General features: G+C 71.3%; 22 protein-coding genes. 8 read left to right on the top strand and 14 right to left on the bottom strand.

Annotation, left to right across the window (positions count from 1 at the left end):
- Nucleotides 1-19: 19 nt before the first annotated feature.
- Genes ABT004_RS09110 through ABT004_RS09125 form a run of 4 tightly spaced genes read right to left on the bottom strand, consistent with a single transcriptional unit; the run spans nucleotide 20 to nucleotide 3,987 of the window.
- Complete coding sequence (locus ABT004_RS09110) at nucleotides 20-973, bottom strand: PDR/VanB family oxidoreductase (protein ID WP_351333143.1); 954 nt, start codon at nucleotides 971-973, stop codon at nucleotides 20-22.
- The gene (locus ABT004_RS09115; protein WP_351333145.1) at nucleotides 970-1,494 is read right to left on the bottom strand and encodes an aromatic-ring-hydroxylating dioxygenase subunit beta; all 525 of its coding nucleotides are present in this window, start codon (nucleotides 1,492-1,494) and stop codon (nucleotides 970-972) included. The genes ABT004_RS09110 and ABT004_RS09115 overlap by 4 nt, the downstream gene beginning before the upstream one ends.
- Nucleotides 1,487-2,785 (bottom strand): aromatic ring-hydroxylating oxygenase subunit alpha, encoded by a 1,299-nt coding sequence (locus ABT004_RS09120; RefSeq protein ID WP_351333147.1) that lies wholly within the window; start codon nucleotides 2,783-2,785, stop codon nucleotides 1,487-1,489. The genes ABT004_RS09115 and ABT004_RS09120 overlap by 8 nt, the downstream gene beginning before the upstream one ends.
- Nucleotides 2,782-3,987: an acyl-CoA dehydrogenase family protein gene (locus ABT004_RS09125; RefSeq protein WP_351333150.1), complete on the bottom strand. Its 1,206-nt coding sequence runs from the start codon at nucleotides 3,985-3,987 to the stop codon at nucleotides 2,782-2,784. The genes ABT004_RS09120 and ABT004_RS09125 overlap by 4 nt, the downstream gene beginning before the upstream one ends.
- Nucleotides 3,988-4,169: 182 nt before the next feature.
- Here ABT004_RS09125 and ABT004_RS09130 point away from each other — a divergent pair, with 182 nt between their 5' ends.
- Together ABT004_RS09130 and ABT004_RS09135 are read left to right on the top strand one after the other, a co-directional pair.
- Nucleotides 4,170-4,502, top strand: a complete 333-nt coding sequence (locus ABT004_RS09130) for a hypothetical protein (protein ID WP_351333153.1) — start codon at nucleotides 4,170-4,172, stop codon at nucleotides 4,500-4,502.
- Entirely contained in the window at nucleotides 4,499-5,749 is a 1,251-nt protein-coding gene (locus ABT004_RS09135) for an amidase (RefSeq protein ID WP_351333156.1), read from the top strand. The genes ABT004_RS09130 and ABT004_RS09135 overlap by 4 nt, the downstream gene beginning before the upstream one ends.
- Nucleotides 5,750-5,756: 7 nt before the next feature.
- Here ABT004_RS09135 and ABT004_RS09140 read toward each other — a convergent pair whose 3' ends face one another.
- On the bottom strand, nucleotides 5,757-6,353 hold the full coding sequence (locus ABT004_RS09140; protein WP_351333159.1) for a nuclear transport factor 2 family protein: 597 nt from the start codon (nucleotides 6,351-6,353) through the stop codon (nucleotides 5,757-5,759).
- 145 nt (nucleotides 6,354-6,498) lie between these two features.
- Between ABT004_RS09140 and ABT004_RS09145 the strand changes: the two genes are divergently transcribed.
- Nucleotides 6,499-7,365, top strand: coding sequence for an IclR family transcriptional regulator (locus ABT004_RS09145; protein WP_351333162.1), 867 nt, complete (start codon nucleotides 6,499-6,501; stop codon nucleotides 7,363-7,365).
- Between the two features lie 4 nt (nucleotides 7,366-7,369).
- Here ABT004_RS09145 and ABT004_RS09150 read toward each other — a convergent pair whose 3' ends face one another.
- The 7 genes from ABT004_RS09150 to ABT004_RS09180 all read right to left on the bottom strand — a co-directional run bounded on the left by ABT004_RS09150 (nucleotide 7,370) and on the right by ABT004_RS09180 (nucleotide 14,768).
- Nucleotides 7,370-8,314 (bottom strand): 3-carboxyethylcatechol 2,3-dioxygenase, encoded by a 945-nt coding sequence (locus ABT004_RS09150; protein WP_351333165.1) that lies wholly within the window; start codon nucleotides 8,312-8,314, stop codon nucleotides 7,370-7,372.
- Nucleotides 8,311-10,044, bottom strand: coding sequence for a bifunctional 3-(3-hydroxy-phenyl)propionate/3-hydroxycinnamic acid hydroxylase MhpA (mhpA, locus tag ABT004_RS09155; RefSeq protein ID WP_351333168.1), 1,734 nt, complete (start codon nucleotides 10,042-10,044; stop codon nucleotides 8,311-8,313). Before mhpA ends, ABT004_RS09150 begins: the two co-directional genes overlap by 4 nt.
- 19 nt (nucleotides 10,045-10,063) lie before the next feature.
- Nucleotides 10,064-10,954, bottom strand: coding sequence for an alpha/beta fold hydrolase (locus ABT004_RS09160; RefSeq protein ID WP_351333169.1), 891 nt, complete (start codon nucleotides 10,952-10,954; stop codon nucleotides 10,064-10,066).
- A gap of 174 nt (nucleotides 10,955-11,128) precedes the next feature.
- On the bottom strand, nucleotides 11,129-12,142 hold the full coding sequence (dmpG, locus tag ABT004_RS09165; protein ID WP_351333171.1) for a 4-hydroxy-2-oxovalerate aldolase: 1,014 nt from the start codon (nucleotides 12,140-12,142) through the stop codon (nucleotides 11,129-11,131).
- Nucleotides 12,139-13,086: an acetaldehyde dehydrogenase (acetylating) gene (locus ABT004_RS09170; RefSeq protein WP_351333173.1), complete on the bottom strand. Its 948-nt coding sequence runs from the start codon at nucleotides 13,084-13,086 to the stop codon at nucleotides 12,139-12,141. Before ABT004_RS09170 ends, dmpG begins: the two co-directional genes overlap by 4 nt.
- Nucleotides 13,083-13,907 (bottom strand): 2-keto-4-pentenoate hydratase, encoded by an 825-nt coding sequence (locus ABT004_RS09175; protein WP_351333175.1) that lies wholly within the window; start codon nucleotides 13,905-13,907, stop codon nucleotides 13,083-13,085. The genes ABT004_RS09170 and ABT004_RS09175 overlap by 4 nt, the downstream gene beginning before the upstream one ends.
- Nucleotides 13,908-14,003: 96 nt before the next feature.
- The gene (locus tag ABT004_RS09180; RefSeq protein ID WP_351333178.1) at nucleotides 14,004-14,768 is read right to left on the bottom strand and encodes an IclR family transcriptional regulator; all 765 of its coding nucleotides are present in this window, start codon (nucleotides 14,766-14,768) and stop codon (nucleotides 14,004-14,006) included.
- A 137-nt stretch (nucleotides 14,769-14,905) separates the two neighbouring features.
- On the opposite strand from ABT004_RS09180, the gene ABT004_RS09185 reads away from it, so the two are divergent.
- Entirely contained in the window at nucleotides 14,906-15,592 is a 687-nt protein-coding gene (locus ABT004_RS09185) for an IclR family transcriptional regulator (RefSeq protein WP_351333180.1), read from the top strand.
- Between the two features lie 5 nt (nucleotides 15,593-15,597).
- Here the strand turns inward: ABT004_RS09185 and ABT004_RS09190 are convergent, their stop codons facing one another.
- The gene (locus ABT004_RS09190) at nucleotides 15,598-16,083 is read right to left on the bottom strand and encodes a MarR family winged helix-turn-helix transcriptional regulator (protein ID WP_351333183.1); all 486 of its coding nucleotides are present in this window, start codon (nucleotides 16,081-16,083) and stop codon (nucleotides 15,598-15,600) included.
- A gap of 115 nt (nucleotides 16,084-16,198) precedes the next feature.
- Between ABT004_RS09190 and ABT004_RS09195 the strand changes: the two genes are divergently transcribed.
- Nucleotides 16,199-16,954 carry an SDR family NAD(P)-dependent oxidoreductase gene (locus ABT004_RS09195; protein ID WP_351333186.1) on the top strand — a complete coding sequence of 252 codons (756 nt, stop codon included), beginning with the start codon at nucleotides 16,199-16,201 and terminating at the stop codon, nucleotides 16,952-16,954.
- A gap of 64 nt (nucleotides 16,955-17,018) precedes the next feature.
- On the top strand, nucleotides 17,019-17,825 hold the full coding sequence (locus ABT004_RS09200) for an SDR family oxidoreductase (RefSeq protein WP_351333188.1): 807 nt from the start codon (nucleotides 17,019-17,021) through the stop codon (nucleotides 17,823-17,825).
- Nucleotides 17,826-17,843: 18 nt separating this feature from the next.
- Here ABT004_RS09200 and ABT004_RS09205 read toward each other — a convergent pair whose 3' ends face one another.
- On the bottom strand, nucleotides 17,844-18,935 hold the full coding sequence (locus ABT004_RS09205) for an acyl-CoA dehydrogenase family protein (RefSeq protein WP_351333191.1): 1,092 nt from the start codon (nucleotides 18,933-18,935) through the stop codon (nucleotides 17,844-17,846).
- 46 nt (nucleotides 18,936-18,981) lie between these two features.
- Between ABT004_RS09205 and ABT004_RS09210 the strand changes: the two genes are divergently transcribed.
- Together ABT004_RS09210 and ABT004_RS09215 are read left to right on the top strand one after the other, a co-directional pair.
- Nucleotides 18,982-20,055 carry an acyl-CoA dehydrogenase family protein gene (locus ABT004_RS09210; RefSeq protein ID WP_351333194.1) on the top strand — a complete coding sequence of 358 codons (1,074 nt, stop codon included), beginning with the start codon at nucleotides 18,982-18,984 and terminating at the stop codon, nucleotides 20,053-20,055.
- A gap of 172 nt (nucleotides 20,056-20,227) precedes the next feature.
- A partial coding sequence (locus ABT004_RS09215; RefSeq protein ID WP_351333197.1) for an amidase occupies nucleotides 20,228-21,460 on the top strand: 1,233 nt, incomplete at its 3' end.

Here is a 21,460-nt window from a genome sequence, read left to right on the forward strand (position 1 = left end):
CCGGTGTGCCGGCCGCCGGTCAGTACAGCTCGATGCGCAGCCGTTCGGAGCGTGCCCGTGACACACAGAGCGCGATCTCCGTGCCCGCCGCGTGCTCGGCGGCGGACAGGCAGTGGTCGCGGTGGTCGGCGGTGCCCTCCAGCAGGCCGGAGACGCACGAGCCGCAGATGCCCTCCTCGCAGGACTTGCCGACGGAGATGCCCGCCTCCTCCAGCACGGAGAGGATCGAGCGGTCGGCCGGGACCTCGAACTCCTCACCGGTGTCGAGCTCCACCGTGAACGGTGTGTTGTCCGAGGCGTCGACCGGCTCCGCCGAGAAGTGCTCGACATGGACCTGCGCCTCGCCCACGACCGGGGCGAAGACCGCGGTGACCTGGTCCATGAACCCGACAGGCCCGCAGGTGTACACATGGCTGTCGGCACTCAGTGTGGCCGCCGATGGCCGCAGGATGTCAGGGTGTTCGCCCCGCGGACGCCCGATGTGGAGGGTGACCCGGTCGCGGAACTCGGCGCGGCGCTCCAGCAGGTCGCCGAAGGCGAGCTCGGCGCGTGAGCGTACGAAGTAGTGCAGCGCGAAGTCGGCGCCGCGCCGGTGGAGTTCGTAGGCCATGCTCAGCAGCGGGGTGACGCCGATGCCGCCGGCGACCAGCAGGTGCCGGTCGGCGTCGTCGGCGATGCCCAGCAGGTTGCGGGGCGGGCCGATCGTCAACTCGTCGCCGAGCTCCGCCTGGTGGAGGGCCGCCGAGCCGCCCCGGGACTCCGCCTCCCGCTTCACCGCGATGAGGACCGACGAGCGGTCGGCCGGGTCCCCCGCCAGCGAGTACTGGCGAAGGACCCCGGTCGGCCCTGTCACATCGATGTGCGCGCCCGCGGCGAAGGGGCCGAACGCGGCGCCGTCGGCCCTGCGCAGCCGCAGGGAGCGGACCGCCGCGCTCTCCTCCACGATCTCGGACACCTGGACGGCGACACTCACAGCAGGAACCCCGCGGCGGGCACGGCGTCCTCGGAGTCCACCAGCCGGATCACCTTGCGCACGATCCGGTCCTCGGAGCGGTCCGCGCCGAACCGGACCGTGAACTCGACGTCCCCGGCCCACAGTTGGTGACGGCCCCGCTTATAGGCGACCACGACCTGGGCGGCCCGCAGCGACACCGATGCGTCGGTGGTCTCCACCGCCACGAAGCGCGACACGGTGCGTGCGGTCCTCGCCGAGTCGACCGCCGCGATGGCGTACCCCTCGGTGAGGCGCGCGACGCGCATGGCCCGCATCCGGGCGTCGTCGTAGACCATGTTGAGCTGGTCGTCGAAGTCCTCGGTGGTGGCATCGAGCGGGATGACGTAGATGCCGTCATCGGCGTACAGCTCGTTCCACGCCTGGTACTCCTTGCGGTCGAGCAAGTCGGCCTCGTGCCAGGCGAGTTCGATGGCCCGCACGACGCGCGGGTCGGAGAGGGTGGCCGTGGCGGCGTTGGGGATCATGGCGGTCTCAGCCATTGCTCATCATCTTCTTCCACATCCGGTACGCGGCCCGCATACCGGTCTCGTCGGTGCTGTGCGAGGTGGCCCAGCCCTCGGGGGCCTCGGTCTCGCGCTTCAGGCCGCGGTTCACCATGATCGGCATCTCCGGGCAGGCCTGGGCGCCGCGCTGCACGCGGTCCCAGCCCTCGGCGTCGTCGGGGGTGCCGAAGCCGAAGGGGCCCTGGAAGTGCTCGTGGATGCGCAGGCGTTCGCGGCGGATCGGCCCCGCGATCTCCTCCGGGGCGTCCACGCCGAGCGCCACGTGCTCGATGATCGTCTCGTCGACGCTGATCGGGCGCAGCACCCGGAAGAACGCCGAGGACAGGCCGACGTTGGGGAACAGATTGAGGTTCGAACCGGTGCCGTGCATGGCGCGGACCAGCTTGCGGACCTGCGCCTCGTCGGCCCCGCCCTGCCTCAACTCGGCGGCCAGGCCGTCAAATCGGGGCTGCAGGGGCTCGCTGCCGTCGTCGGCGTCGAGATCCATGTGCGCCGGCACCATGTGCATCACGCTGTGCCCGTTGCCGAGGGCCTGGCAGGTGGAGGCCGGGTCGGTCATGAAGCTCAGCATGTCGGCCGTCTCGCCGTCCACCGAGCTCATCCAGGAGCGGTGCACGATCGGGAAGTGGTAGCCGTCGGTGGTGTTCTCCAGCTGGATCTTCCAGTTGCCGCGGAACCTGAAGCGGTGGGTGCCGAGCACCTTCAGCGGATAGCCGCCGCCCTGCTTCATGAACCGGTCGGCCCACCCCCGCACATCGCCGAGGAACTCCTCCAGGGGCTCGGCGTCCTGGTCGAAGGTGGCGAAGATCAGGCCGTGGTAGCTCTCGGTGCGCAGCTTGTGCAGGCCCATCTGGTCCTTGCTCAGCACCCCCTCGTAACCGTCGGGGTAGGGGATGCCGCGCAGCCGCCCGTCCAGGCCGTACGACCAGGCGTGGTAGGGGCAGGTGAAGCCGTTGGCCTCGCCGCGTGGCTTCTCGCACAGGCTGGCGCCGCGGTGCCGGCAGCGGTTGACCAGGGTGTGGAGGGCGCCCTTGCGGTCCCGCGTGACGATCACCGAATTGCGGCCCACGTACGTGGACTTGAAGCTGCCCGGTTTGGGCAGCTCGCTCTCGTGCGCCACCCAGATCCAGGTCTTCTCGAAGATCTCGGTCATCTCGCGTTCGAAGATCTCCGGGTCGGTGTAGACCCGCGCGGCGACGCGATCGTCCTGGACGAGATCGGCAGGATCCAACTGATGGATGTTCGCCGCGGTGAACTCGATGGTCATGCTGTCTTCTCCTCGGTGTTGCCGCTCCTGGGGCGGTGGTCCCGGTCGCCACGGGGGTTCTCGGGGCCCAGGAAGCCGGGGGTGGTCGGATCCAGGCCCAGCAGGACGGCCCCGGCGTCGTCGTAGATGTGCTGGCTGAGCGAGGCGTGCAACTGGGGGACCTGGGCGTCGAGCCGGATCCGGTTCAGGGGGTGGGAGTTCTGGATGATCGCCGCCCCGGACACCTTGGACAGGTCGTGGACGACCTGGGCGGCGGTGTCGGCGATGTGCACGGCGCTGAGGCGGATCCGCGCGACCTGCTCCGCGCTCGCCGCCTCCCCGGCGCTGACGGTCTCCCACACCTCCTCGGCGACGTCCAGGAAGTAGCGGCGCGCCGACTGGAGCGCCACGTACTGCCGCGCGAACTCCGTGCGGTAGTAGGCCCGTTCGCCGACCGGCGGCGCGCCCGTGATGCCCCGGTAGGAGCCGGAGCGGTGCGCGTGGTCCAGGGCGCCCAGGGCCACACCGAGCCCGATCGCCGCGTGACACTGCGCCTGGTAGGCGAGCAGCGGGTAGCGGAAGAGGGGCTCGTCGATCTGTGAGGCGCCGCCGCGGATGTAGGTCCACTCCAGCGGGATCTCGACGTCATCGAGCACCGTGTCGAAGGACCCCGACGCGCGCATCCCGCTCACGTCCCAGTCCTGCACGATGGTGACTCGATCGGCGGGGAGCAGCGCCGCGCGGGGCTGCCCGCCCGCGGACTCGTCCAACAGGCCCACGTTGATGTAGTCGGCGGCCATGCAGCCGCTGGCGAACTTCCACCGGCCGCTCACCCGGAATCCGTCCGCGGTCCGCTCGGCCTTCTGCATCGGGAAGAGGCCACCGGCCACGACGACGTCGGGGCCTTCGCGGTAGATCTCCTTCTGCGTCTCCACGGGGAGCGCGCCGAGGTAGGTGTTGGCGGACGCGAAGCCCACCACCCAGGCGGTGGACCCGTCGACACGGCCCACCTCCTCGACCAGCCGGAGGAATTGGTGGGGCGGCAGCACACTTCCCCCGAACCGGATCGGGGTGGCGTGCCGGTAGACACCGAACGGCATGAGCTTCTCGATGAAGTCACGGGGGACGTACCCCTGGGCGTTGAACTCCGCCCGTCGTTCGGTGAGCTCCGCAAGCACCGCTTGCCACTTCGTGCCCGCTATTGGCTCGGGGGTGTCACCCATGTCGGCTCCTTCCGGCTCGCGTTCGAGGCCCAACGGGATGCTCAGCCATCGCGTGTGCCGATGCGACGGGTCGGACCGGTGAGTGGACCGACGCGGCGGAACCGGCAGGACGATGTGGTCGGATCCGTAGGCGGAACGGACGCGCCGCCACAGACACGACCCCAAAGGAGGAGTGGCCGAGCATGGAAGAGCGAGAGCCGGATGACCGCGCCCCGCGGATGACCCTCACCTGCTACAACGACAACCACGGCTACGGGTGGAAACACGTCGACCTGTTCGTCCGCGACGCCGCGGGACGCGAACTCGGCTGGGTGCACTGGGGCGTTCCCCAGGACGGCCCGGACGCGGCGGACGAGGAGACCGCCCGCGTCGAACCCGCCCTGCGACGCACCTCGGACTGGCGCCATGGTGTGAGCGCCGGTGGCATGGACTTCTGGGAGGCCGACGTGCAGTGGGGCACCGACATGCGGTCGGGGACCGACACACAGACCGACGTACAGCGGGGTACCAAGTGAGCGACACCGTCCGAAAGCCCTGGCCCCTGAGCGAACTCGTCGCCGAGCTGAGCTCGGGACGCACCACGTCCGAAGCGGCCCTGCGGCGCAGCCGTGACCGCATCGCGCGGACCGAGGAGCAGGTACGTGCCTGGGTGGCCTTCGATGACACACCCGCGGCCGTACCCGGCGGCCCCCTGGGCGGCGTCCCGATGGGCGTCAAGGACATCATCGACCTGGCCGGACTGCCCACCCGGTGCGGCTCGGTACTGCGCGCCGACGCGGGACCCGCCGAGCGGGACGCCCCCGTCGTGGCGGCCTGGCGGGCGGCCGGGGCGATCCCGATGGGCAAGACCGTGACCACGGAGTTCGCGTTCTTCGCGCCCGGCCCGACCCGCAACCCCGCCAACCTGGGGCACACGCCCGGCGGTTCCTCCAGCGGCTCGGCGGCGGCGGTCGCCTCCGGGCAGGTCCCGCTGGCCATCGGCTCCCAGACCGCGGGATCGGTGACCCGGCCGGCCGCGTACTGCGGCGTCGCCTCGCTCGTACTGCGCCACGGTCACCTGTCCACCGAGGGCGTCGCGGGCCTCAGCCCCAGCCTCGACGCACACGGCGTGTACGCGGCCACCGCCGCCGATGTCTCCCTCGCGTGGTCCGCTCTGACCGGCGAGCAGGACCCGGCCCGCGCCGAGCACGGCCCCCCGCGGCTCGCGCTCTGGAACGCCGCACCCCTGGCGGTCGTGTCCGACGAGATGGGTACGGCGCTCACCTCGGCAGCGACCCGGCTCACCGACCGCGGCGCGAGGGTCGACGCCTTCCCGCTGGAGACCCTGATCGCCGAAGTGACCGCGTCGCACCCGGTGGTGATGGCCTACGAGGCCGCACGCGAACGCTCCGTCGAGCTGGAGCAGGCCGACCGCCTCAGCGCGCCCCTCGCCGGGCTGCTGCGCACCGGCGCGGACACCACGGAAGCCGACTACGGCGCCGCGTGCCACCTGGTCTCCGCCGCACGCACCCGACTCTGCGCGCTCTTCAGCCAGTACGACGCGGTGCTCGGCCCGGCCGCGCCCGGGGCAGCTCCTCAGGGGCTCGACGCCACCGGCGATCCCGTGCTCAGCCGCTCCTGGCAGGCTCTCGGCCTGGCCGCCGTCGCCGTGCCGGGGTTGCGGAACGCGGCAGGGCTGCCGCTCGGACTCCAGGTGATCGCGGAGTCCGAGACGGCAGCCCTGCGTGCCGCGGTGTGGGTGGAGCGAAACCTCAACGGGTGAGAAGGATTCAGGCGCCGGCGGCGTGCTCGTTGGTGTGGTTCGTGCCCGGCGCCTTGAGAAGCACGGACTGCTTCGGGTAGCTGCCGGCGAAGAAGTCGGGCAGGTCGGCGATGGCGACGTTCTCGGTCCTGGTCCTGGTGATCCGCCACTCGCCGTCGACCTTGCGGAAGGCGTTGTTGAGTCGACTGGCGCGGATCAGGGACTTGCCGTCCTCGAAGAGCCAGGGCTGGAAGTGGATCCACTGGCCGTCGGCCTCGTCCCCGTGCACATGGATCTGCTCCGAGGTGAGCCAGTGGGCGTTCAGGAGCAGCTTCGGGTCCTGGTCCTTCGGCCAGAAGCGGCTGAAGTGCGCGCGGATCGCCGCCTTGCCCTCGGCCCGGCCGAACTGGCTGTCGTAGTACTCGCCGACGCCCTCCCAGATGGCGTCCTCGGTGTAGAGGCCGAGGATCAGCTCGATGCGCTGCTCGTCGCTCTCCACCCCGTACTCCGGGCACGGTGTGTCGCACAGGAACATGTATCGCGCCTGGAGGCGGCGGATGTCGGCCTCGCCCTCCAGGACCTCGATGCGCTTGACCAGGGTGTCGATGGTGTCTTGGCTACTCATGTCGGCAGCCTCCACGCCGCGCGCCCCGGAAGGAACCGCTCGGTCCACTGGGCGGATCGACGCCTGTGGGGCTTGCCAAGCGGTTCAAAAAGTTTGAACAATCGGCCCTGTTCATTGTTCATTGGAACCGGCGAGGGGAAGCGGTATGCGCGCGAGCGCCCAGGCAGAACTCGGCACCGAGGAGCAGCCCGCCCCGGGAGCCGAGCCCACGGCCCCCGAACCGCACATGAGCTCCGTGCTCGGCAAGGCGCACCTGGTGCTGGGAGCCTTCTCCTCCGGCTCGACGTGCCTCGGCCTGAGCGAGCTCAGCCGCCGCTCCGGCGTGCCCAAGGCGACCGTGCACCGGCTCGGAACGGAGCTCGTCCAGCTCGGCTACCTCAGCCGCACCCCGGACGGGTACCAGCTCGGCTGGCGCATCTTCGAACTGGGCCGCCTCGTCCCCGGCCCCGCGCATCTGCGGGCCGTCGCGCGACCGGCGATGCTGGACCTGCGGGCCGCGACCCAGGCCGTGGTCCACCTGGCCGTGCCGCACGGCACCGAATGCTGCTACCTGGAACGGCTCGGCGGGCGCCGGGAGGCCGCCGTCGTCGCGGCCGTGGGGTCGAACGTGTCCCGCCTGTTCACCGTCTCCGGGCGGGTCCTGCTGGCCTACAGCGACGACCAGGAGGACGTGATCGCGGACCTCGAGGCACAGCGCGCCGAAGGCCTCCCGACGGCCGACCGGCTCGACCCGGTCGCGCTGCGCGCCGAGCTGGCCCAGATCCGTTCCCGCCGGTGGGCCCAGGAGCGGGAGTCGCGCATGCACGGGTACAAGAGCTTCGCCGTGCCGATCACGTACTTCGGGGGTGACCGGGTCATCGCCACGATCTCCGCGACGATCCCGGCCGACCGCCGCGACGACCAGCAGCTCATCCACGCGCTGCTGGCGACGGCGGCGGACATCGGCCGCGGCCTGTACCGGCAGGACGCCTCCCGAGCGGATGCCCGTCCGGGTGTCGGCATGGCGGGCTGAGGGCTCACCCCGCAGCGTGCGCCGTCATCACTCCGAACCCGGCGATGTACTCCTTGATCGGCCGGTAGAAGGAGTACGTCACGTCGTACGGGCCCGCCGCGCCGAGTGCGGCGAAGGCCGCGACCCAACTGCGCACCTCATGGGCGGAGTTGCCCGCGTCCTCCGCCATTCGCGCGGGTGTCATCGCGTCGATCGGGGAGAGGTCGCCGGAGGCGAGCGTCGCCATCAGGGCCCGGTCCCACTCGGGGTTGAGGTCCCGGATGGGGGCGGTGCCCGCGGCGAACGCCTTCGCTGTGTCGATGACCCGCTGCTGGCGGGCGTCGCGGGCCGCGGTCGTGGGGTGCCGGCCGTTGAGGAGCATGGCGCGGGCGGTGTCGTCCGCGGTGGCCCACTGGGGGACCGGCGGGTCGTGGGAGAGGCCGCCGGAGCCGAGGACGAGGACGCGCTCGCCCTCCAGCCCTGCGAGGAAGCCGCCGATGGCCTCGCCGAGCCGTCGCACGCGGCGCATCGTCACGAAGGGCTCGGCCACGCCGTTGACGAAGACGGGAATGGTGGGCACCGTGTCGATGCCGCCGAAGAGGATCTCCAGCGGCTGGATCGCGCCGTGGTCGACCTCCATGCGGCGGGAGACGGCCACGTCGATGTCACGTTCCGCGACCCACTGGGCGAGTTCCTCGGCGCGCCGGGTCGGCACGTTCAGCGGGCCCGCGGTGGTGCCGTAGTCGCCGACGCCCAGGGCCTTGTAGCCGATGCAGAACGGTGGCATCAGGTCGTAGAAGAAGCCGTTGTAGTGGTCCGGCGCGAAGGAGACGACCAGCGTCGGGTCGTACTCCTCGACGAAGGTGCGCGCGGCGGAGAAGGCGCCCTGGACAGCGGCGGTCACGTCGGCCGGCGGATCGGCGAACTCCAGTAGCGGGCTGTGCGACATGGTGACGAGGGCGACGGTCATGCCGGGGTTCCTTCCAGGGCCGGTTCCTTGACGGGTTCGGTGGTGAGCGACGCCGCCGTGCACAGGGCGGCGAGCGCCCGGGACGCCTGGCGGGCGAGGCAGGCCGCGGCCACGAAGTGGTCGGGGCGCAGCACGACAACGCCGCAGGCGCGGACGTCGAACCAGTCCTTGAGCGCCCCGGTACTGTCACCGACGACGGTGACGGGGGCCGGAGAGTTCGCGAACTGCCGCTCCGCCCACGGGCGTTGGGTCTCCGGCACGAAGGCGACTAGCTTGATCCGGTGCCGGCGCACGAGCGCGAGGTCGGCCTCGGTGAGGTGGGCCGTCGGGTCGGTGCCCCAGGTGGCGAGCGTCCACCAGTGGCCGGTGACGTCGTCGAGCAGGACGTCCATGGCCTCCGCGGTGGTGACACGTGGCTGAATGAACTGCAGCCCCACCGGGGAGAGTTCGCCCGCAGAGTCGATGAACGGGGCGAGGCGTCCACCGTGCTTGAAGTCGGCCCGTGCCCTGCCGGGAGCGAGCGTGGCCTGGTCGACCACGACACCGGCGGTGTAGCGCGGCATGGGCTTGAACCGCAGCTCAGTGAAGTACGACTTCCACTTCGGTACGAGGTTGAGCGCGGACGCGGCGACGTCACGCACGGTGCCGCCGAAGCGGCCCATCTTCATGACCGTGCCCGCCGCCATGTTCACATCGATCATGGCGGAGGCGTGCCCCCGGCGCTCCTCGGTGTACGTGTCCAGGAGGGCGTGACCCGCGTCGCCCGCGAGGACGGCGCTGAGCTTCCACGCCAGGTTCGTCGCGTCGCGGATCCCGGAGTTCCAGCCCTGGCCGAGCCAGACCGGCATCAGGTGCGCTGCGTCGCCCGCGAGGAACACCCGGCCCTCGCGGAAGTCGGAGGCGACGCGGCCGTGGTGGGCGAAGGTGCGCTGGTTGATGACCTTCAGGGCCGCCGGGTCGGGGACGTGGCGCCTGAGCAGGGAGCGCATGAACGCCGGGTCGTCGCACAGGTCGGTCGGCTCGTCGTCGTGGAGCATGAACTCCCAGCGGCGGATGCCCTGCGGCAGGCCGATGGAGACATACGGGCGGCGCGGGTCGGCGCCGAGGTAGACCGACGGGGTGCCGATCGGGTCGTCGGCCACGTCGACGACCACCCAGCGGGTCGAGGGTGACTTCCCCTCGAATTCCACGCCCATCCACTTGCGGGTGAAGGAGCTGCCGCCCTCGCAGCCGACGGCGTACCGGGCGGTGAGGGTGACCGTGTCGACCAACTCGCCTTCGGTGTCGATCCGTTCGGCGGTGACAGTGACATGGTCGCCGTGGTCGTCGAGGCCCACGACCCGGTGGGCGAAGCGCAGTTCGGTGTCGGGGAACCGGTCCAGTCCGGTGGCGAGTTCCTTGTCGACCAGTGGCTGGACGAAGCCGTGCTTGCGCGGGTAGCCGAACTCCTGGGTCCTCGGGTTGTTGGTGGCGAGGACCCGGCCGGCGCCGTTGACCAGGCGCACCACGTGGTGCGGGACCGTGAACGGCTGGACCCGTTCCCACAGGCCCGCCGTGTGCAGGGTGCGGATCGACTCGTCGTCGAGGCCGACGCCGCGCGGGTAGTCGATCAGCTCGTGGCGGGCTTCCAGGACGGTGGCCCGGTGGCCGCGGACGCCGAGCAGATTGGCGAGGGTGAGGCCGACGGGCCCTGCTCCGATGACAACGACATCGGTGTCAAGAGTGCTCATGTTGCGGGGTCCGTCCGGTTCAGTTGTGCGACAGGAAGTCGATGACGAGGCGGTTGAACTCGGCGGCGTGCTCGATCATCGCCCAGTGCCCGCACCGATTGAGCAGGACGAGACGGGAGTTGGGGATGTTCGCAAGGAGCCACAGGCTGGTCTCGTAGTGCAGCACCCGGTCGTCCTTGCCGTGGATCAGCAGGGTCGGTGTCTCGATGCCGGGGATCAGGTCGCGGTCGACCTTGATCGGGATGGGGGCGCCGTGCGCCAGGCCCTCGACGTAGTTCTGGAGGTGGTCGGGGCGGGCGAGGGCCGCCTCGGAGCGGGCCCGGGTGAGCTCCGGTGTCGCGAAGCGCGCCTTGTCGTACGTCATGATCTCGACGAGCGCCCGCATGTTCTCCGGGCTCGCGTCCTTGTACGCCCTGACGAGTACCTTCAGGCCCTCGCTTGGGCCGTCGCCCGCGCCGAACAGGGAGGCGGGGCCGCGGCCGAGCGAGGCGCCCATCGTCACGAGGTGGGTGATCCGCTCGGGGTGCAGCGTGGCGAAGCGGACCGCGGTGTGGGCGCCCATCGAGTTGCCGACGAGCGCGGCCTTCGTGAGGCCCAGCGCGTCGAGGAACTCCACGAGGGTCGCGTCGTGGTCCATGTCCTTGGTCGCCTGGGCGTCGGAGTCGCCCCAGCCCGGCATGTCGGGGGCGATGACATGGAACCCGGCGGCGGCGATCTCGTCGATGTTGCCCGAGAAGTTCGACCATCCCGTCGCGCCGGGGCCGGACCCGTGCAGCAGCACGACCGGCGCGGCGCCGGCCTGCCCGGCCTCGTAGTAGCGCATGCGCAGGCCCGACGGGAGGGCGATGTCGTGTGCTGCGGCTTCCTTGGTGAGGGACATGTGACCCGACTCCTCGTTCTGTATGTGCACGCTGGCGATCGTTATTTACACACCAGCGAGAGCGATGGAACGCCTGCCCGGAAGGAATGTCAAGGGTTCCCAGGCAGGTCGTCCCGTGGTGCGCGGCAGGCACGTGGCGGCCGTGCGGACATGCCGAACGGGGCCGGGAGGCACTGCCCTCCCGGCCCTGCGGTGTGCGTGGTGTCAGCTGGCCTGTGCGAGCCCGAGCGCCACGTCGACGATCATGTCCTCTTGGCCGCCGACCAGGCCCCGCTTGCCGACCTCGACGAGGATCGTGCGCACGTCGATGCCGTAGCGCTCGGCCGCCGCCTCCGCGTGACGCAGGAAGGAGCCGTAGACCCCGGCGTAGCCGAGGGTGAGGGTCTCGCGGTCCACGCGCACGGGGCGGTCCTGCAGCGGGCGCACCAGGTCCTCGGCCGCGTCCTGAAGGGCGAACAGGTCGCAGCCGTGCTCCCAGCCGTTGAGGTCGGCGACCGCGACGAAGGGTTCGATCGGGCAGTTGCCGGCGCCCGCGCCCTGGCCCGCGAGGGAGGCGTCCACGCGGTTCACGCCCTCCTCCACCGCGACCATGGAGTTGGCGACGGCGAGCGAGAGGTTCTCGTGGGCGTGGATGCCGAGCTCGGTGGCCGGGTCGAGCACGTCGCGGTAGGCGCGCATCCGCTCGCGGACGCCGTCCATCATCAGGCGGCCGCCGGAGTCGGTGACGTAGACGCAGTGGGCGCCGTAGGACTCCATGAGCTTGGCCTGCTGGGCGAGCGTCTTCGCATCCGCCATGTGACTCATCATCAGGAAGCCGGAGACATCCATGCCCAACTCCCGCGCCGTGGCGATGTGTTGGGCCGAGACATCGGCCTCGGTACAGTGCGTGGCGACGCGCACGGAGCGCACCCCGAGCGCGTACGCCTGCTTCAGCTCCTCGATGGTGCCGATGCCGGGGAGGAGAAGAGTGGTCAGGCGGGCGTTCTTGATGTGTGCCGCCGCCGTCTCGATCCACTCCCAGTCGGTGTGGCTGCCGGGGCCGTAGTTGAGGGAGCCGCCGGCGAGGCCGTCGCCGTGGGACACCTCAATGCCGTCGACGCCGGCCGCGTCGAGGGCGGCCACGATCTTCCCGACCTGCTCCGGCTCGATGCGGTGCCGGATGGCGTGCATGCCGTCGCGCAGAGTGACGTCCTGGATGAACAGCTTGGTGTCACTCATGCGTCGGCTCCCTGGAGTTCGTCTGCGCGCGCGGCCATGGCCTCGGCCATCCGCAGGGCCGCGCTGGTCATGATGTCGAGGTTCCCGGCGTACGCCGGAAGGTAGTGTGCGGCCCCCTCGACCTCGAGGAAGACGGACACCTGATGGGTGACCGGGGCCGTGGTGAGCGTGTGCACCGGCTGGTCGGCGGGGACCGGCGTAATCTGCACCTGCTGCTTGAGGCGGTAGCCCGGCACATACGCCGACACCTCGTCGACGCGCTTGGCGATGGCCGCGCGGATGGCGTCGTGCGCGGCCTCGTCGGGCGCGTTCACCAGCGCGAGCACGGTGTCCCGCATGATCAGCGGCGGCTCCGCCGGGTTCAGGACGATGACGGCCTTGCCGCGCGCCGCGCCGCCGACCGTCTCGATGGCGTGACTGGTCGTCTCCGTGAACTCGTCGATGTTCGCGCGGGTGCCGGGCCCTGCGCTCTTCGACGCGATCGAGGCGACGATCTCCGCGTACGGGACCGGAGCCACCGAGGACACCGCCGCGACGATCGGGATGGTGGCCTGGCCGCCGCACGTCACCATGTTGACGTTCTCCGCGGCGACATGGGCCTCGAGGTTGACCGCCGGGATCACCATCGGGCCGATCGCGGCGGGCGTCAGGTCGACGAGCTGCTTGCCGTACGGGGCGAGCGCCGCCGCGTTGGCGATGTGCGCCTTCGCGGACGTGGCGTCGAAGACGATCCGGATGTCCTCGAAGCCGTCCATCGCGATCAGGCCCTGGACGCCCTCGGCGGTGACGGGAACGCCGAGCCGCTTGGCGCGGGCGAGTCCGTCGGAGGTGGGGTCGATGCCGACCATCGCGCCCATTTCGAGGGTGTCCGAGAGGCGGAGCACCTTGATCATCAGGTCGGTGCCGATATTGCCCGAGCCGATGACGGCGACCTTGGTCTTCATGCGGAGGCTCCTTCATGGCTGGAGGCGTGGAAGCGGACGGAGACGGAGCCGAGTCCGCCGATGTCGGCGGTGAACACGTCGCCAGCCGCGGCGGGCACCATCGGGCCGAGCGCCCCGGACAGCACGACCTGGCCGGCGCGCAGCGGGTCGCCGACGTCGCGCGCGGTCCGGGCGAGCCAGGCAAGCGCGGTGAGCGGGTCGCCGAGGCAGGCCGCGCCGTCGCCGCTGGAGACGGCCTCGCCGTGCCGCTTCAGCGTCATGGTGGCCTCGACCGGCTCGAACTCGGCGAGCGGCTCGGCCGCGGCGCCGAGGACGTAGAGCGCGGAGGAACCGTTGTCGGCGACGGTGTCACCGAAGGTGATGTCCCAGCCGGCGATCCGGCTGTCCACGATCTCCAGCGCGGGCACGGCGTGCGCCACGGCGGCCCGGATCTGCGCGTCGTCCAGGGGGCCTTCGGCGAGATCCGCGCCCAGGACGAACGCGATCTCCGCCTCGACCTTGGGCTGGAGCAGGTCGCTGACCGGCACCGAGCCGCCGTCCTCGACGCTCATGTCGGCGAACAGCACCCCGAAGTCCGGCTGGTCCACGCCCAGTTGCCGCTGCACGGCGGGCGACGTGAGGCCGATCTTGCGGCCGGTGACGCGGCCGCCCGCTTCGAGACGGTCCGCGGTGAGCAGCGCCTGGACGGCGTACGCCGCCTTCACGTCGTCGCTGCCGATCAGGTCGCGCACCGGGGGGCAGGGCACGTGGTCGGCGGCGGCGCGCAGCAGCCGCCGCGCCGCCTGTGCGACGGCATCGTTGCCGGGGGGAATCTCGTTCATGCCCTCAGCTTGGCGAAAGGAGCCGCCCTGGGCCCAGCACGGAGTTCCGCCTCACGGAACTCGCCTGCGAATCAGTACCTGGGCCAGTGCCTGGGATCAACGCCTGCGCAGCTCAGCGCGGCGGCCGAGCATCGCCGAGATGCCCGCCGCGGCCGCGCGCACGCTGTTCGCGTGCCGGGCGGGCTGGAAACGGTGCACCGGACCCGTCACACTCACCGCCGCCACGATCTCGTCCGCCGGTCCGAAGATGCCCGCCGCGACACACACGATGCCGACCGCCGACTCCTCGTACTCGAAGGCGACACCCTTCGTGACGACGTCGGACAGCTGCCGTGCCAGTACGTCGAGGTTGGTGATGGTCCGGGGCGCCTTGCGCTCCAGCGGCCCGCGCAGCGTGGCCTCGCGCACCTCGGGCGGCGAGTGGGCCAGCAGCACCTTCCCGATCGCCGTGGCGTGCAGCGGCATCCGCCCACCCAGCCGGGACGGCGAGTCGGCCTGCTGGTGCCCGCCCATCTTGGCGACGTAGACGACCTCCGTGCCCTCGCGCGTGCCCAGATGGACGAGTTCATGGGTGCGTACGTACAGGTCCTCGAGGAACGGCGTGGCCACTTCGAGCAGTCCGCGCTCGACCGACGCGCGCATCCCCAGCTCGAAGACGAGCCCGGACAGCCGGTAGCGCCCCTGGACGCGGTCCAGGAGCCGGGCCGCCACGAGATCGCCGAGGACCCGGTGCAGCGTGCTCTTGGCGAAGTCGGTACGCCGTTGCAGCTCGGCGAACCCGAGGGTGGTGTCCTCGACGGTGAAGGCCTGGAGCACGGTGAGGGCCTTGGCCAGGACACCGCTGGGCGCGTCGTCGCTCAAGGCGTTTCCTTCCGGGCCGTCGGTGCGTCGAGGTGTCTCGAGGTGTCTCGACTTTACGGGACGGTGTGCACGGATACCGGGCCGTCCGCCCGTACCGCAGTGACGGTGTGTCACCACCGCGCACGTAGACTGATCCGATGAGCGACAAGCAGGCGGGCAAGGCCGTCGGGTCCCAGACACTCTCGCGTGGACTGCTCGCCCTCGAACTGGTCGCAGGCCAGCCGCAAGGGCTCGCCGTGCAGGACGTCGCCGAGCGCCTCGGCGTCCACCGCACCATCGCGTACCGGACCCTGGTCACACTCGCCGAGCACCACCTCGTCGTACGGGCCTCCGACGGCCGCTACCGGGCCGGGTCCGGCACGGTCACGCTGGCGCGCGGATACGCGGCGGGCGTCCGCGAGGCCGCGCTGCCGGTGCTGCGCCGCACGGCCGACGAACTCGGTGCCACGGTCGCGCTGATCGCGGCGGAGGGCGACGAGGCGGTCGCCGTCGCGGTGGTCGAGCCGCTGTCGGTGGACTACCACCTCAGCTACCGGGTGGGCAGCCGGCACCCCGTCGGGGTCGGCGCCGCGGGCCTGGCCCTGGCCGCGCTGCGGCTGTCCGCACGGGCCGAGTCGCCCGAGGTCACGCAGGCCCGCGACCAGGGGTACGCGCAGACCTTCGGGCAGATCGAACCCGGCGCGTACGGCGTCGCCGTGCCCCTGTACCTGGCGGACGCGGCGCTGCACATGTGCGTCAACCTGATCACGTCACGGCAGGACGTGGCCGCCGGGTCCGTCGCCACGATGCGCGCGGTCGCGGAGGAGATCTCGGCGCTCGGCTGAGCCGACTAGCGACCGGGGGTCGACCGGTCCCACGCGAGGCCCTCCAGCTGCTCGATGCCGTGGTTGAACTCGACCATCAGCGCCAGGAATTGCTGAGTGCGTTCGCTGCTCCAGCCGGCCGCCTCGATCAGCCGGGCGGCCCCCGCCCGGCTGATGGCACGGTCCGCGTCCAGCCGCTCCAGACCCAGCGGGGTGGGGCGGAAGGTGCGTGCGCCGCCCTTGGCCGCGGCGTCGATCCGCTCGACAAGACCCTGTTTGAGCATGGCGGCGACCTGCCGGTTGATGGTGGACACGTCGGCCTGGAACGTGTGCGCCAGTTCCTTGAGCGTGAGCGGCTCGCCCGTTTCCAGGCGGGTCAGCAGCACGTAGGCCGAGCGATCGAGACTCTGGCCGATGCGCGGGCCGCGTGCCGCGATGAAGTGCCGGGACAGCAGGGTCAGCTCCCGCTCCAGATCTCCCAGGCGACGTTCCTGCTCGCTCGGCTCGGTCATGAGTGCCGTGTTCCTTTCGTCGCGGTCTCCGGCCGCAAGAGGCGGACGGGGGGTGCGCGTTAGTGTGTATGTAACATGCACATCATAGCGTGCATACGAAGAAAGGCATGTCGTCATGAGCTTCCCCACCCTGCAAGGCAAGACGGCCGTCGTCACCGGCGGAGCGTCCGGTATCGGCGGCGCCATCACCAGGCTGTTCGTCGAACGCGGTGCCCGCGTGGTCGTCGTCGACCTGCAAGAGGAGGCGGGGGAGGCGATCGCCGCGGAACTGGGTGACGCCGTGGTCTTCCTGCGGGGCGACGTCAGTGACCGCACGGTCGCCGACACCGCCGTGGCCACCGCGGTGGACCGCTTCGGCTCCCTGGAGGTGCTGGTGAACAACGCGAGCGTCTCTCGGCAGAAGCCGCTCGAGGAGCAGACGGACGACGACTGGGACCTCGCGATGGGTACCGGTCTGTACGCGACCCGCAACTTCATGCTCGCCGCTCTGCCGGAGCTCAAGAAGACCGGCAACGCGAGTGTCATCAACTTCGGTTCCGGCGCGGGCCTGAACGGCCAGCCCAACCAGGCCTCCTACGCGGCGGCCAAGGAAGCGATCCGCGGCCTGAGCCGGGTGGCCGCCAACGAGTGGGCGCCGTTCAACATCCGGGTCAATGTGGTCTGTCCGATGGCTCTGACCGCCGGCGTTGCCGCCTGGGCCGAGGCCCGCCCCGAGCAGTACGCCCAGTCCGCCGCCTCCGTGCCGCTCGGCCGGTTCGGCGACCCGGACCGCGATGTCGCACCCATCGTCGCCTTCCTCGCCGGCGACGACGCGCAGTACATGACCGGGCAGACCGTGATGGCCGACGGCGGCGCCGTGAAGCTCCGCTGAGGCCCTTACCGGCGTCCGCCCCCAAAAAAACACGTACGTACTGAACCACCATGAGGAGACCGACATGGGAACCATCGCTGTCACCGGAGCCGCATCCGGTATGGGTGCCTCCATCGCCGCCCGGCTCACCGAACAGGGGCACCGTGTCATCGGCGTCGACCTGCGCGGCACCGACGTGGAGGCCGACCTCGGCACCGCGGAGGGGCGACGCGCCGCGGCGGCCGAGGTGACCAGGCTCGCCGACGGGCGCCTCGACGGCTTCGTGCCGTTCGCCGGAATCTCCGGCGGCGCGAACCGGCCGGCGAGCCTGCTGGTCTCCGTCAACTACTACGGCGCCATCGGCCTGTTGGAGGAGCTGCGCCCGGCCCTCGCCGCCGCGGGGGAGTCCTCCGTCGTCCTAGCCTCCTCCAACTCCACGACCACACAGCCCGGTTGGAACCCGCGGCTCGCCGCGGCATGCCTCGCGGGCGATGAGGAGGCGGCGCGCACCCTCGCCGACTCCCTGGGTGACGAGGGTGGCGTGCTCACCTACCCGGCCACCAAGGCCGCGATCGCCCAGTACACGCGGACCCGCGCCGCCGACTACATCGCGGACGGCATCCGCCTCAACGCCATCGCGCCGGGATTCATCGACACCCCGATGACCCAGGCCGGTCGCAAGGACCCGCGGATCGCGGCGGGTATCGAGGCGTTCCTGAAGTCCATCCCCGCGGGGCGGGCGGGCAGCCCGGAGGACGTCGCGGAGCTGGTGCTCTTCCTGCTGTCCGCCAAGTCCGGTTACTGCGTCGGTACGTTGATGTACTGCGACGGCGGCCTCGACGCCCACCTGCGCGGTCTGGACTGGCCGAAGGTGTGGACCCCGGAGGGCTGAGCCCTTCTCCGGATCCGGCTACCGCTCGGCGAGCAGGTTCAGGCCGTCGGTGAGTCGCCTGCGGTGCCGGGCCGGTGTCCCGAAGAGCTGGGAGGATCCGTGCGCCCGCTTGAAGTAGCGGTGCGCGTCGTGTTCCCAGGTGATGCCGATGCCGCCGTGCAGCTGGATCATCTCGCCCGCCACCGCCGAGAAGGCCTCCGAGCACGCGGACTTGGCCACCGACACGTACCTGCTGAAGTCCGGCGACTCCGCCGCCGCGAACGCGGCGCCCAGGGCCGCGGACCGCGCCGACTCCACCAGTACGTAGGCATCCGCCAGCCGGTGCTTGACGGCCTGGAAGGAGCCGATGGCCCGGCCGAACTGGACGCGCTCCATGGCGTACGCGACCGTCAGCTCCAGGCACCTCTCGGCGGCCCCGACCTGCTCGGCCGCCAGGGCCGCGCAGGCGAGGTCCAGGGCGCGCTCCAGCGCCCCGGCCGCAGCGCCGTCCGTACCGACGAGCCGGCCCTCGGCCCCTTCGAACCGCCACCTCGCGAGCGGGCGGGTCTGGTCCATGGTCGCGCGGGCCTCGACCTGTGCGCCCGGCTGCCGCGGGGCCACCTCGAAGAGCGAGATGCCGCAGTCGGTGCGGGCGGTCACGAGCAGCACATCGGCTTCGGCGCCGCCGAGCACATGCTGTTTGACGCCGTGCAGCCGCCAGGTCCCGCCGGTGTCACGCTCGGCCCTGGAGTCGATCGCCGCCGGATCCCACGAGCTGTCCTCCGCCCAGGCCAGGGCCGGGACGGTGCCGCCGTCGGCGATGCCGGGCAGCAGTCGCGCGCAGGTGTCGTCGTCACCGGTGGCCAGGACGGCCTGCGCGGCGAGTACGGCCGAGCCCAGAAGGGGAACGGGGCTCAGTACCCGCCCCAACTCCTCCATCACCACGTGCGTTTCGACCGCCCCGCACCCGGCCCCCGCGTACTTCTCCGGTATGGCGAGAGCCGCGACGCCGATCTGCTCGGTCAGTGGCTGCCAGGCGTCCGCGCCCTCGTGCCGACCGAGCAGTGACCGGACGGCGGAACGCAGTTCCTCGTGCTCACGCGACAGCCTCAAGCTCTGGCCGACGGACATCCGACCCTCCTTCCCTAACAAGTGTTTGGTAGGTTAGCGTACGTCCATGACCAGCGTCGAGGAGTTCCGTGCCGAGGTTCGCAGCTGGCTGCGGGCCAACCTCACCGGTGAGTTCGCCGCGCTGCGTGGCCGCGGCGGACCCGGCCGCGAGCACGAGGTGCTGGCCGAACGGCTCGCGTGGGAGCGCCATATGGCAGCCGCCGGATGGGCCTGCGTGGGCTGGCCGGTGGAGTACGGAGGCCGCGGCGCCACCCTCGAACAGCAGGTCGCCTTCCACGAGGAGTACGCCCTCGCGGACGCCCCGGCCCGGGCCAACCACATCGGCGAGCAGCTCCTCGGACCGACCCTCATCGCGTTCGGGACACCGGAACAGCGCGCGCGATTCCTGCCGCCGATCGTGGCGGCCGAGGAACTGTGGTGCCAGGGCTACAGCGAGCCGGACGCCGGATCGGACCTGGCCAATGTGCGCACCAGGGCCGACTGTGACGGTGAGATGTGGACGGTGACCGGACAGAAGATCTGGACCTCGCTCGCCCACGAGTCCGACTGGTGTTTCGTGGTCGCCCGCACCGACCCCGGATCCGTACGCCACCAGGGGCTGTCCTACCTGCTGGTCCCGCTCGACCAGCCGGGGGTGGACATCCGGCCCATCACGCAGCTGACGGGAACCAGCGAGTTCAACGAGGTGTTCTTCGATGGGGCCCGCACGCCCGCGTCGAACATCGTCGGTGCGCCCGGTGAGGGCTGGAAGGTCGCCATGGCCACGCTCGGCTTCGAGCGTGGTGTGTCCACCCTCGGTCAACAGGTTGGTTTCCGGCGGGAATTGGAGACCCTGATCGAGCTGGCTCGTCGCAACGGCAGCGCCGAGGACCCCCTGATCCGCGACCGGCTCGCCCGCGCCTGGATCGGCCTGGAGACCATCCGGTTCAACGCGCTGCGGATGCTGGACGGAGCCGCCGCCGGGGCCCCGGGACCCGAGGCGTCCATCGGGAAGATCTACTGGGCCACTTGGCACCGGGAACTCGGCGAACTGGCCATGGATGTGTGCGGCGCGGACGCACTGCACGCCGCCGGTGACCCCTACGAACTCGACGACTGGCAGCGGCTGTTCCTGCCGTGACCGTCCGCGCGGGCCGGGTCCCCGGGCGCGGACCGCGCTCCCGCCGAGTGCTCTCACTGAGTGGGATGCCTCACCTGGGCGGGTGTGGCGGGTCGTAATTTCCCCTCACCCCTAAGGCTCCGCCCCGGGGCCGGTGTTGCCCGTGCGGCCGGCCGAGTGTGAGGAGAATGCAGTGGTCGACAGGTGGGACGCCGTCGCGACGGCGTCCGCGATTGCGAGCGGTGAGGTGAGCGCCCGCGAGGTGGTCGAGGCCGCCATCGCCCGTATCGAGAAGCTCAACGGCGAACTCAACGCCGTCATCCACACCCGGTTCGACGAGGCACTGGCCGAGGTGGACGCCGGGCTGCCCGACGGCCCGCTGCGCGGGGTGCCGGTGCTCGTCAAGGACCTGGGCATGGAGGTTGCGGGACTGCCCGCCGCCGGTGGCAGCAGACTCTTCGCCGATGTCGTCGCCGACCGCGACAGCGAACTCGTGATGCGCTACCGGCGCGCCGGGATGGTCGTTCTCGGGACCACCAACACCCCCGAGCTGGGCCTCAACGCGAGCACCGAACCGACGCTGCACGGCCCGACCCGCAACCCGTGGAACTCGGGCCACTCGCCCGGCGGTTCGAGCGGAGGGTCGGCCGCCGCTGTGAGTTCCGGCATGGTGCCCGTCGCGCACGCCAGCGACGGCGGCGGCTCGATCCGTATCCCCGCCGCTGCCTGTGGCCTCTTCGGCCTCAAGCCCGCCCGCGGCCGGATCTCCCCGGCGCCCCGCCCCACCACGCTGTCCGGTCTCGTGTCCGGCCACCACGCCGTGACCCGCACGGTGCGCGACAGCGCGCTGCTGCTCGACATCGCCGCGGGCCCGCTGCTCGGTGACGCCTACGCGGCGCCCGGCGCGCCCGATTCGTTCGCCGCCTGCGCGCGGCGTGATCCGGGGCGGCTGCGGATCGGGCTGGTCACCTCCCTGCCGGGCGGCCCGGCGGTGCACGCGGACTCGCTACGGGCCGTGCTCGACGCCGCCCGGGTGTGCGAGGACCTGGGCCACGTGATCGTCGAGGCCGCGGCCCCGTTCCGGCCGGAGGAGGTCGGTGTCACCTCGGCCGCGCTCATGGGCGCTGACGTGGTCGCCCAGATCGACGCCCGCCTCGAACAGCTCGGGCGGCCGCTCGCCGACGACGACATCGAACCCTTCACACGGGTGATCCACGACCACGGCCGCACGCTCACCGGCGCCGATGTCAGCCGGGCGCTGCGGCGGGCGCAGGAGATCGGCTGGCAGGTCGGCGCCGCGTTCGAGGCGTACGACGTGCTGCTCACCCCGACGCTGGCGCAACCCACGCCCCGGCTGGGTGTCCTCGACACGCGCAGGCCGGAGACGATCTACGAACACGCCGCCGTGCAGTCGGCGTTCACCAGT

Source organism: Streptomyces sp. NPDC002790 (assembly GCF_040295505.1).
Lineage (GTDB): Bacteria > Actinomycetota > Actinomycetes > Streptomycetales > Streptomycetaceae > Streptomyces.

Excerpts from the sequence above, each read along its gene's own strand:
- ABT004_RS09115 (WP_351333145.1), bottom strand. The coding sequence starts at position 1,494 with ATGGCTGAGACCGCCATGATCCCCAACGCCGCCACGGCCACCCTCTCC.
- ABT004_RS09120 (WP_351333147.1), bottom strand. The coding sequence starts at position 2,785 with ATGACCATCGAGTTCACCGCGGCGAACATCCATCAGTTGGATCCTGCC.
- ABT004_RS09125 (WP_351333150.1), bottom strand. The coding sequence starts at position 3,987 with ATGGGTGACACCCCCGAGCCAATAGCGGGCACGAAGTGGCAAGCGGTG.
- ABT004_RS09130 (WP_351333153.1), top strand. The coding sequence starts at position 4,170 with ATGGAAGAGCGAGAGCCGGATGACCGCGCCCCGCGGATGACCCTCACC.
- ABT004_RS09140 (WP_351333159.1), bottom strand. The coding sequence starts at position 6,353 with ATGAGTAGCCAAGACACCATCGACACCCTGGTCAAGCGCATCGAGGTC.
- ABT004_RS09145 (WP_351333162.1), top strand. The coding sequence starts at position 6,499 with ATGCGCGCGAGCGCCCAGGCAGAACTCGGCACCGAGGAGCAGCCCGCC.
- ABT004_RS09150 (WP_351333165.1), bottom strand. The coding sequence starts at position 8,314 with ATGACCGTCGCCCTCGTCACCATGTCGCACAGCCCGCTACTGGAGTTC.
- mhpA (WP_351333168.1), bottom strand. The coding sequence starts at position 10,044 with ATGAGCACTCTTGACACCGATGTCGTTGTCATCGGAGCAGGGCCCGTC.
- dmpG (WP_351333171.1), bottom strand. The coding sequence starts at position 12,142 with ATGAGTGACACCAAGCTGTTCATCCAGGACGTCACTCTGCGCGACGGC.
- ABT004_RS09170 (WP_351333173.1), bottom strand. The coding sequence starts at position 13,086 with ATGAAGACCAAGGTCGCCGTCATCGGCTCGGGCAATATCGGCACCGAC.
- ABT004_RS09175 (WP_351333175.1), bottom strand. The coding sequence starts at position 13,907 with ATGAACGAGATTCCCCCCGGCAACGATGCCGTCGCACAGGCGGCGCGG.
- ABT004_RS09185 (WP_351333180.1), top strand. The coding sequence starts at position 14,906 with ATGAGCGACAAGCAGGCGGGCAAGGCCGTCGGGTCCCAGACACTCTCG.
- ABT004_RS09190 (WP_351333183.1), bottom strand. The coding sequence starts at position 16,083 with ATGACCGAGCCGAGCGAGCAGGAACGTCGCCTGGGAGATCTGGAGCGG.
- ABT004_RS09195 (WP_351333186.1), top strand. The coding sequence starts at position 16,199 with ATGAGCTTCCCCACCCTGCAAGGCAAGACGGCCGTCGTCACCGGCGGA.
- ABT004_RS09200 (WP_351333188.1), top strand. The coding sequence starts at position 17,019 with ATGGGAACCATCGCTGTCACCGGAGCCGCATCCGGTATGGGTGCCTCC.
- ABT004_RS09205 (WP_351333191.1), bottom strand. The coding sequence starts at position 18,935 with ATGTCCGTCGGCCAGAGCTTGAGGCTGTCGCGTGAGCACGAGGAACTG.
- ABT004_RS09210 (WP_351333194.1), top strand. The coding sequence starts at position 18,982 with ATGACCAGCGTCGAGGAGTTCCGTGCCGAGGTTCGCAGCTGGCTGCGG.